The 8,806-nt window shown below is 73.1% G+C and carries 9 protein-coding genes and 1 pseudogene; 5 read left to right on the top strand and 5 right to left on the bottom strand.

Features of this window, described 5'->3' with window-relative positions; genetic code table 11:
• Positions 1 to 395, top strand: a pseudogene (locus tag AB0G02_RS21770) (NAD(P)/FAD-dependent oxidoreductase); the annotation flags it as partial.
• A 380-nt stretch (positions 396 to 775) separates the two neighbouring features.
• On the opposite strand, the gene AB0G02_RS21775 reads toward AB0G02_RS21770, so the two are convergent.
• The 3 genes from AB0G02_RS21775 to AB0G02_RS21785 form a co-directional block, all read right to left on the bottom strand.
• Positions 776 to 1,252 (bottom strand): OsmC family protein, encoded by a 477-nt coding sequence (locus AB0G02_RS21775; RefSeq protein WP_360797236.1) that lies wholly within the window; start codon positions 1,250 to 1,252, stop codon positions 776 to 778.
• 476 nt (positions 1,253 to 1,728) lie between these two features.
• Entirely contained in the window at positions 1,729 to 2,220 is a 492-nt protein-coding gene (locus AB0G02_RS21780; RefSeq protein WP_360797238.1) for a DinB family protein, read from the bottom strand.
• A gap of 151 nt (positions 2,221 to 2,371) precedes the next feature.
• Complete coding sequence (locus AB0G02_RS21785) at positions 2,372 to 2,998, bottom strand: hypothetical protein (protein WP_360797240.1); 627 nt, start codon at positions 2,996 to 2,998, stop codon at positions 2,372 to 2,374.
• Positions 2,999 to 3,373: 375 nt separating this feature from the next.
• On the opposite strand from AB0G02_RS21785, the gene AB0G02_RS21790 reads away from it, so the two are divergent.
• The 3 genes from AB0G02_RS21790 (at position 3,374) to AB0G02_RS21800 (ending at position 5,794) form a co-directional block, all read left to right on the top strand.
• The gene (locus tag AB0G02_RS21790; protein ID WP_360797242.1) at positions 3,374 to 4,570 is read left to right on the top strand and encodes an MFS transporter; all 1,197 of its coding nucleotides are present in this window, start codon (positions 3,374 to 3,376) and stop codon (positions 4,568 to 4,570) included.
• A 20-nt stretch (positions 4,571 to 4,590) separates the two neighbouring features.
• Positions 4,591 to 4,950 (top strand): MmcQ/YjbR family DNA-binding protein, encoded by a 360-nt coding sequence (locus AB0G02_RS21795; RefSeq protein WP_360797244.1) that lies wholly within the window; start codon positions 4,591 to 4,593, stop codon positions 4,948 to 4,950.
• 127 nt (positions 4,951 to 5,077) lie between these two features.
• Entirely contained in the window at positions 5,078 to 5,794 is a 717-nt protein-coding gene (locus AB0G02_RS21800; protein WP_360797246.1) for a spermidine synthase, read from the top strand.
• A gap of 29 nt (positions 5,795 to 5,823) precedes the next feature.
• Here AB0G02_RS21800 and AB0G02_RS21805 read toward each other — a convergent pair whose 3' ends face one another.
• The gene (locus AB0G02_RS21805; protein WP_360797247.1) at positions 5,824 to 6,261 is read right to left on the bottom strand and encodes a nuclear transport factor 2 family protein; all 438 of its coding nucleotides are present in this window, start codon (positions 6,259 to 6,261) and stop codon (positions 5,824 to 5,826) included.
• Positions 6,262 to 6,360: 99 nt separating this feature from the next.
• Positions 6,361 to 7,929 carry a hypothetical protein gene (locus AB0G02_RS21810; protein WP_360797249.1) on the bottom strand — a complete coding sequence of 523 codons (1,569 nt, stop codon included), beginning with the start codon at positions 7,927 to 7,929 and terminating at the stop codon, positions 6,361 to 6,363.
• Between the two features lie 196 nt (positions 7,930 to 8,125).
• Between AB0G02_RS21810 and AB0G02_RS21815 the strand changes: the two genes are divergently transcribed.
• The coding region (locus AB0G02_RS21815) for a serine/threonine-protein kinase (RefSeq protein WP_360797251.1) at positions 8,126 to 8,806 on the top strand (681 nt) is incomplete at its 3' end.

The following is an 8,806-nucleotide window of genomic DNA, read 5'->3' on the forward strand; positions in this document are numbered from 1 at the left end:
TGCCCGGCGTGGCCGAACCCGCCCTCCAGGAGGGCCGCCACGTCGCCCGGGTCATCAAGGCCCGGCTGTCCGGCGAACCCGGGCCCGGCCCGTTCCGCTACCTCGACCTGGGCACGATGGCCACCATCTCCCCCGGCGACGCGGTCGCGGACGTCCGGGGCCTGCACCTGCGCGGGCTGGTGGGCAAGGTGGCGTGGGCCGTCGTCCACCTGGCGTTCCTCGTCGGCTGGCGCAACCGGGCCGCCGTGCTGGCCGGTTGGGTGTGGCTGATCGCGACCCGTCGCCGTCCCCAGCAGATCATCCTCGAACCCGTGCACCACGCGGAGAGCGGCGAACCGGATCCGACCGCGCGGTCCGCGGCGAAGCCACCGGTCAAGACCGGACACGAGGGGTGACACCTCACAGGTGACCGCGCCGGGCCCGGATCACGTTCCGGAGCGCTTCCGGGCGTTCGCCGGGGCAGTCTTCGCCGGGTGACGAGGGGCACGTCCAGCTGCGGAACAGCGGACCGCGACCCGCCGTTGTACAGAACGGTCGGTGCGGTCCGTGTCCCCCGGGCCTCATCACATCGCCTTCGCGGAACACCGTTCGGCTGGAGCCGCGTCGAGCACCTCGCCGAGAGGCGACCGCCGCACCGACCCTCGAACCCGCCTCCGACCGCTGCCTCCCCCCGGCGCGGTCGGAGGCTGCCTTTCGCCCGGTACGCGATCTCCTTGCGCTGCAACGCGTGGATGAACCCACCGCAGTGCCGGTGCTGCCCACAGGCGCACGCGGTCTAGGTGGTCTGCAGGCGCACCACCGCTTCGTGGCGGACCGGGAAGTTCACCGAGTTCGCGATGAAGCAGGCCTCGTGCGCCTCCTCGTGCAGCGCCACCGCCTTGTCGACCATGGACGGGTCCGCGACCGTCACCTCGGGCCGCAGCACGACCTCGACGAACCGGCCGCTGCCACCCGGCCCCTCGCGCATGACCCCGCTCGCGGTGTCGGTGTAGTCGGTCACGACCACACCGGAGCGGGCGCACACGGACAGGTACGTGAGCAGGTGGCACTGCGACAGCGAGGCGACCAGCAACTCCTCCGGGTTCCACCGCTCGGGCGTGCCCCGGAACGCCGGGTCGGCGCTGCCCTCCAGCATCGGCTTGCCGTCGACGACCACGTCGTGGTCGCGGCCGTAGGCGCGGTAGGCCGACGTGCCGGACCCGGTGTTGCCGGTCCACCGCACGGCGACCTCGTAGTTGTGCTCCCTGCTCACGCTGACGTTCCTCCCCGGTGCTGCCGACCTGCCTCGGACAGGAGCACCTTGCCCCACCAGCGCAGTCCTGCGCCAACTCATTCCACATCGGTCACCGACCGTGCCGGCGTGAGCGCTCGACGCGTGGCGCAGCGCGACAACCGCCCCCAACGACCGAGCCGACCGACCACCGATCCGGCCAGCGACGACCCGGCAGGCAACGACCGCCAACCCGGGTCCCGCAGCCCGACAACGGCCCGCAGCCCGACATCGGGCCCGGACCCCGACTGCAGCCCGGGATCTGCCCGGCCCCACGGCGACGGCCCGACAGCCTGACGCCTGTCTCGCACCCGGCAACGGCCCGGCAGCCAAAGATCGGCCCCGCACCCCGGCGACCCGCCCGCAGCCCGGCATCGGCCCCGCACCCACGACATCTGTCCGCCGCCCCGACAACCGCCCGAACGCGCCCGAACGGCACCCCACCGAGGGCGCAGGCGCTACCTCGGCCCCAGCCCCGTCCTCCCGTCGAGCAGTTCCCGCACCGCGTCGAGGTGGCCCGCGTGCCGGGCGGTCTCCTCGATCACGTGCAGGACGATCCGGCGCAGGTCGGTGGTCTCCGCGCCGAGCGGGTCGGGGTGACGGCCGACCGGCGCGGTCGACAGCGGGGTGGCCGCGAGGATGGTGTTCGACCGCTCGCACTGGTCCCGGTAGAAGGCGAACACCTCCGCCGGGGACCGCGGCGTGGTGAACGGCGGCGGGTCGCTCCACGGCAACGGATCCGCGCGGCCGAGCAGGACCTCCTGGAACCAGTGCCGCTCGGCGTAACCGAGGTGCTCGACCATCGCCAGCGGTGTCCACCCGGAGGGGAGGACCGCCGTCGTCAGAGCTCCCGCGTCGAGACCGTCGAGGATCGCCAGCACGGCTCCGCGCTGCGCGTCCAGGAACATCGACAGGGCCACCTTCTCGGCGTCGTCCCCGCTGTCGTCCACCACTCCACCCCCGGTTCGTCGGATCGGGGCGGACGCTAACAGGCGGCACCGACAATTCCCGTGGTCGTCCCGCACGGCGACCACGGCACCGTCACCGCCGGATCCCTTGTGGTCATCGGAAGACCGGCCGGCGAACCCCGATGGTGGACCGTCACCGCGTTCCGGCCAACGGCACCTCCACCCACGCCGTCGAACGACGTCCCGGCTCGTAGCCCGAGGCGACGTGCTTGGCGACCACGCCGTCGAGCCCGTAGTCCTCCGCCACCGCGAGCACGTCCCGACCGTCCACCCCGCTGAAGGACGGCGGCACGCGCACCTCCGCCCGACCGCCCAACCCGAGCGCCGCCAACTCCTGCCGCCGCCGCGAGTACGGCGTGCCGAGCAGCGACCGACCGTCCAGGTGCAGCAGGTCGAACACGTAGTACACGACGGGCACGCCGGCCAGCAGGTCGTCACCGGGTCGGGCGACGCGCATCCGGTTCCGCAACCGGGTGAGGTCCGGTTGCTTGTCCGCACCGAGAGCGACGATCACGCCGTCCAGCACGGCTTCGCAGTCACGCAGGAGCGCGGACAGCGCTCGCACTTCCGGGTAGGTCCCGGACACCTCCGCGTCGTCGCGGGTCATCGCCCGCACACCTCCGCGGCACGCGTGGGCGACCGCGCGGACACCGTTCCACTTGAACTCGTACGCCCACCCCGCACCGGTCGGGAGGTGTCCCGACGAGGCGAGCATGGGGTGGATCGACTCGGGGAGACCGGACTCGGAGGGCAGCGGCATGCGACCGTCCCTTGTAGACGGATCGTGTCCCGCCCAGTGTCACCCGGGCCGTCCGGCAGCGCACATCGGCACCTCGATCGTGGCCGGTGCGCCGGGTGCCAGCGGGCGGCGGAGCGCGTCGACGCACCCACCGTGATCTCACCCGGATGCGTCGCCACGACGCGCAGCAGACGCTCCCGGCAAGACAGGCGAACCACCCGGCGTACGTCGAGGCGTCCGGGGAGCCAGGCCCGCCACGAGCGGCGTCGTCGTCACGGGACACAGGTCGTCGATGGTTGTCTCAATCTACGCCGCTCGATACATTGCTCCTCGCTTGATCGAGCAAGGCCGATGGAAGTGGGTACCCGTGCCTGGGCAGGACTTGCGCGGTCCGGCGTGATCAGGGGACACGCCGGGCCGCGCCGCGCGCTGGTGGCGCTGTGCCTGACCCAGATCACCGGTTGGGGCGTGCTGTTCTACGGCTTCCCCGTGCTGGCGCCGGCCATCGGCGTGGACACCGGGTGGTCCGGCACGACGGTCACCGGCGCCTTCTCGGTGGCGCAGCTGGTCAGCGCGGTGGTGGGCGTCCCGGTGGGCAGGCTGCTCGACCGGCGTGGGCCGCGCCTGGTGATGACGACGGGATCGCTGGTGGCCGTCGGCGCGGTGGCGGTGGTGGCGTCCGCGCGGTCGCTGCCGTGGTTCTACGCGGGGTGGGTGCTGGTCGGCGTGGCCATGGCCGGGGTGCTGTACCAGCCGGCGTTCGCGGCGCTGACCCGCTGGTACGGGCCGGAACGGCGGGTCACCGCGCTGACCACCGTGACGTTGGCGGGCGGGCTGGCGAGCACGGTGTTCGCCCCGTTGTCCGGCGTGCTGGTGGCGCACCTGAGCTGGCGGCAGACCTACCTGGTGCTCGCGGCGGTGCTGGGCGTGCTCACGGTGCCCGCGCACCTGGTCGGGCTGCGCCTGCCGTGGCCCGCCCTGCGGGTCGCGTCCGACGCCCGCCGTCCGACCACGATCGTCCGCAGCCGCCCGTTCGTGCTGCTCGTGGTCTCCATGAGCCTGGGTGCGCTGGCCGTGTTCGCGATCGTCGTGCCCATGGTGCCGCTGTTCGCCGAACGCGGCCTGTCCGCCGCGGTCGCCGCCTGGGGGCTCGGCCTGGCCGGGGCCGGACAGCTCCTCGGACGCCTCGGCTACGGCCGGTTGGTCTCGAGGACCGGTGTGCGGGGCAGGACGGCGGGCGTGCTGCTGGCGTCGGCCGCCACCACGCTGCTCCTGGGTCTGGTGCCCGGTCCGGCGGTCGCCCTGATCGCCGCCGCCGTCCTGACGGGCGTCGTCCGGGGCACCTACACGCTCCTCCAGGCCACCGCCGTCTCCGACCGCTGGGGCACCGACCACTACGGGGCGCTCAGCGGCGTGCTCCACGCCCCGCTGCTGGTGTTCACCGCCGTGGGACCGTGGGTCGCGACCGCCCTCGTCGAGGTGCTGGGCGGGTACTCGGCGGTGTTCGCCGTGCTCGCCGCCCTCGGCGTGGTCGCGGCCGCGGTCTCCCTCGGGTCCGTGCCGTCGCGGGCCGAGAACTACACTGCGGGGTAGGACGTTCTGTGGGGGCCGCGGTGGCAGTGACCAGTGACGAGTTCATGCGGGTGGTGAACGCGCTCGTCGACGTCGTGCGCGCGGAGGGCGGTCAGTACAGCTCCTTCAGCGTGCGCGGCAAGCGGTTCGGCTACTACTGGCCGCGCACCCAGACCGTCGGGTTGAAGCAGCTGCTGTCCGAGCAGCAGGCGTTGGTGGCCGAACGGCCGGACGTCTTCGAGGAGCAGTTCACCTCCGGCGGTTTCGGCTGGGTCGTCGTCTACCTGTCCGGCATCGAGGCCGACGAGCTGTCCGAGCTGGTGTTCGAGGCCTGGCGGCTGTCCGCGCCCGAGGAGCTGGTCGCCCAGGTGCCCGACCCGGCGCAACGCGCGCACGGCTGACGCCGCCCGCGAGGTCCCGCCGTCACCGGGGTTCCGGTCGTGCTGTCACCATGGTCGCTCGCCGCGTGCCCGCGGTCCACTGCGGTGCCCGACCGCGACCGCCGGGCACCGACCCGGAGGTAGCCCGATGAGTGCGCGTTTCCAGGAGCTCGACTGGCGTCGGACCCCGTTGGGCGAGCTGGTCCTGCGCCGCCGGTGGGACCCGATGTTCGACCGCGAGGTCCACGAGATCAAGCTCAACGACGAGTTCCTGATGTCGAGCCTGTTCACCGTCTCCGAGGTCGAGCTGGCCCGCCTGGCGCTCGCCGGTCTGGCCGGACCGCTGGACGTCGTCGTGGGCGGCCTCGGTCTCGGCTACACCGCGCGGACCGTGCTGGAGAACCCGGACGTGCGCTCGGTGCTCGTGGTCGACGCGCTCGGTGAGGTCATCGAGTGGCACCGGCAAGGCCTGCTGCCCGGCGGGCGGGAGTTGGCGGCCGACCCGCGCTGCCGACTGGTCCACGACGACTTCTTCGCGCTCGCCCGCTCCGACCGCGGCCTCGACCCGACCGAGCCCGACCGGCTGTTCCACGCGATCGTCGTCGACATCGACCACTCGCCCCGGCACCTGCTGCACCCGGACAACGCCGACTTCTACGAACCCGAGGGCCTGCGCCGCCTGGCCGCCCGCCTCCACCCCGGCGGCGTGTTCGCCCTGTGGTCCAACGAACCGCCCGACGACGCCTACACCGCGGCGCTGACCGACCGGTTCGCCCGCGTCGACGCCGAGGTCGTGCGCTTCCACAACCCGCTCCAGGACCGCGACGCGACCGCCACCGTCTACCTCGCGTGGACCGCAGGCTGAGCCTCCCCCACCAACCCGCGCAGCCGCCGTCAGCGGGACGAGCAGGCTTCGACGATGGCGGCGGTGTCCCAGTAGAACGGGCGGACCTCGGTGATGCGACCGTCCTCGACGGTGATCGTCTGCAGGATCGGGAAGTCGAGCTCGCGACCGGTGACGGCGGCGCGCGCGTGCACGTGGGTCAGGACGACGACCGGGCTGGTGTCGGTGAGGAACGCCTGCTCCACCATGTCGAAGACGTCCCACGTCCGGCTCATCGCGAGGAACAACCGTTCCACACCCGCGTGACCGCGCCAGACTCCCCCGTACGGGAGGGCGTCGGCCTGGTGGACCACGACGTCGGGCGCGAAGAAGGGCGCGAGCGGTGCGAACTCCGCCTTCCCCGGACCACCTGCCGCGAGGTACTCGGCCTCGGCCGCGTACATGCCCTTGAGCACGGACGTGGTGTGCTTCGTCGCTGACGGGATCATGCGGACCACCGTGCGGGATCCCGCTGCGGCCCGCCGGCGGCAATCGGTCGTGGTCCCGCGACCTCGGCCCCGGCCGGGCGGCAGGTCGGGGCACCGCGGTCAGTGGCGGTTGCAGGTGATGGTGCCCGGCGGCAGCTCGCCGCCGTTGAAGTGGCGCAACGCCTCCTTGAAGTCGGCGCAGCGCCGCGGGTCCTCCCGCTCCGGGTTCGCGTAGCCGATGTTCCGGCTGACCCCGCCCATGTCGAGGGCGTCGGCGTAGTCGTTGGTGCTCGGCCGGGCGACGGTCCTGTAGTAGCGGGCCACCGGGGCGCTCCACGCGATCGTCGCCACGTCGTCCGGTGCGGCCACGACGTCGTGCCCGAGGTGCTGCCCGGCGGCCTCGTAGTTCGCCAAGCCGGTGAGCTGGATGTACCCGCGGCCGCGGTAGGTGCTCGGGTTGCCCACCTCCTGGGCGTCGTAGCGGAACGCGCTCTCGCCGCGCAGGGTCGCGAGGAACGCGGCGATGCGCGCGGGGTTGTCGATCCGGCCCGCGACCATCTCCTCGTTCAACCTGGGCAGCCCCTCCTCGATCAGGCGCTCGTCACCGAGGTAGCCGAAGATCGCCTTCAGGTCCGCCAACGTCACCAGGCCGGCCGCTCGCGGCGGCGGGACGAGGCGGAAGTCGGTGACCGACGCCGGCACGGCGGTGTGCCAGCCGAGCCCCAGGCCGCCGGCCTTGACCAGCAGCGCGCCACCCTTCAGCGCCGCGACCCGGTCACCGGCGAGCAGGAACGCGGACACGCCGTCCTCCTGGTGCACCAGCCCGGCGTCCAGCGGCCCCTCCTTGGCCCACAGCGAACCGCCCTCGGTGAACGCGATGCGGTCGTGGTCGAGCTGGAAGTCGGTCACCGAGTCGGTGTCCACGGTGAACCAGCCGGGCTCCAGGACGCCGCCCTTCGCCAGCAGCGACCCGTCGGTCTTCAGCACGCCGACCCGGTCGCCGGAGAGCTGGAACTTCCGCACGTCCCGCTCCTGGAACACCGGGTCGGCGCTCAAATCGCCCTGCTTGACCCACAGTTCCGAGCCGTTCGCGCGGGCGTCCCCCGCGGCCGGGTCCCGCGCGAAGGCGATCCGATCACCCGACAGCTGGAAGGCCGTCACCGGACCAGGGTCGACCACCCTCCAGCCGGAGCGGGGATCACCCTCCTTCACCAGCAGCGAGCCGTCGGTCTTCAGCACACCGATCCGGTCGCCGTGCAGCTGGAACGCCCGCACGTCCCGCTCCTGCAACACCGGTTCGGCGTCGAGCGCGCCCTCCACCACCCACAGCGCGCCGCGGTCGAGGTAGCCGATCCGGTCGTCCTCCAACTGGAAGTCGGTCACCGAGTCGGGTGCGACCACCTGCCACGCCGATCCGACACCGCCCTCCTTCACCAGCAGGGCACAGTCCTTGAACACCCCGATCCGGTCACCGAAGAGGTCGTAGTCGCCCACACCCTCTTCCTGGAACACCCACTGCGCCGCCACGTCACCCTCGTTGGCGTACAGCCGGTCGCCTTGGAGCACGGCGATCCGCCCACCCGCGGGCCGACCCCGCTGGGCGGCGGCCGGGGGCGTGCACGCCCCGACCAGCACCAGCGCCGCGCCCACCAGCGACACCGCCGTCCGACAACGCGCCGTGCGCGACATGGCGAGACCCCCGTGTTGACGTTCCGTGACGGCTTGGTGACGCGGGGCAGGAAACACGATGATGAGCGGCCGCACCATTCGAGTAATCCGAATGGCTTAGACGGCCGGCGGCGCCGAGCGTGGTCGAGGCGGATCCGCGCCGGCCCCCGGTGCGTAAGGTTGACCGGTCGCGGCCGGGAGGGCGGGGTTGCTGGTGATGGACGTGGGGCGCTTGGTGGCCGGGCGGTACCGGCTGCGCGGGCGGGTGGGCGCCGGCTCGATGGGCGTGGTGTGGGAGGCGCTGGACGAGCGCCTGGACCGCGTGGTGGCGCTCAAGCAGCTCGTGGTGCCCGGAGGTGCCGACCCGGTCGAGGCGGTGGGTCGCGCCGCGCGGGAAGCCCGCATCGCCGCCCGGTTGCAGCACCCGAACGCGGTGACCGTGCACGACGTCGTGGAGGACGACGGCAGGCCGGTGCTGGTCATGGAGTACCTGCCCGCGCGGACCCTGGCCGACCGGATCGCGCGCGGTCCCCTGCCGGCCGAGCGGGTCGTGCCGATCGGGGCGCAGGTCGCGTCCGCACTGGCGGCGGCGCACGCGGCGGGCATCGTGCACCGCGACGTCAAGCCGGGCAACGTCCTGGTGGCCGACGACGGCACGGCGAAGATCACCGACTTCGGCATCGCCCGCGCGGCCTGGGACGTCACCGTCACCCGGGCCGGGGTGCTCGCCGGAACCCCGGCGTTCCTCTCCCCCGAGGTGGCGCGGGGCGGCGAGCCGGGCCCGGAGTCCGACGTGTTCGCCCTCGGCGCCACCTTGTACGCGGCGGTGGAGGGCCGACCGCCCTTCGGTGCCGGGGACAACGCCATCGCCCTGCTGCACGCGGTCGCCGCGGGCCGC

The sequence above is a fragment of the Actinosynnema sp. NPDC023658 genome (assembly GCF_040639995.1).
Classification (GTDB): domain Bacteria; phylum Actinomycetota; class Actinomycetes; order Mycobacteriales; family Pseudonocardiaceae; genus Actinosynnema.

Excerpts from the sequence above, each read along its gene's own strand:
- AB0G02_RS21785 (WP_360797240.1), bottom strand. The coding sequence starts at position 2,998 with ATGCCGCTGCCCTCCGAGTCCGGTCTCCCCGAGTCGATCCACCCCATG.
- AB0G02_RS21800 (WP_360797246.1), top strand. The coding sequence starts at position 5,078 with ATGAGTGCGCGTTTCCAGGAGCTCGACTGGCGTCGGACCCCGTTGGGC.
- AB0G02_RS21810 (WP_360797249.1), bottom strand. The coding sequence starts at position 7,929 with ATGTCGCGCACGGCGCGTTGTCGGACGGCGGTGTCGCTGGTGGGCGCG.
- AB0G02_RS21805 (WP_360797247.1), bottom strand. The coding sequence starts at position 6,261 with ATGATCCCGTCAGCGACGAAGCACACCACGTCCGTGCTCAAGGGCATG.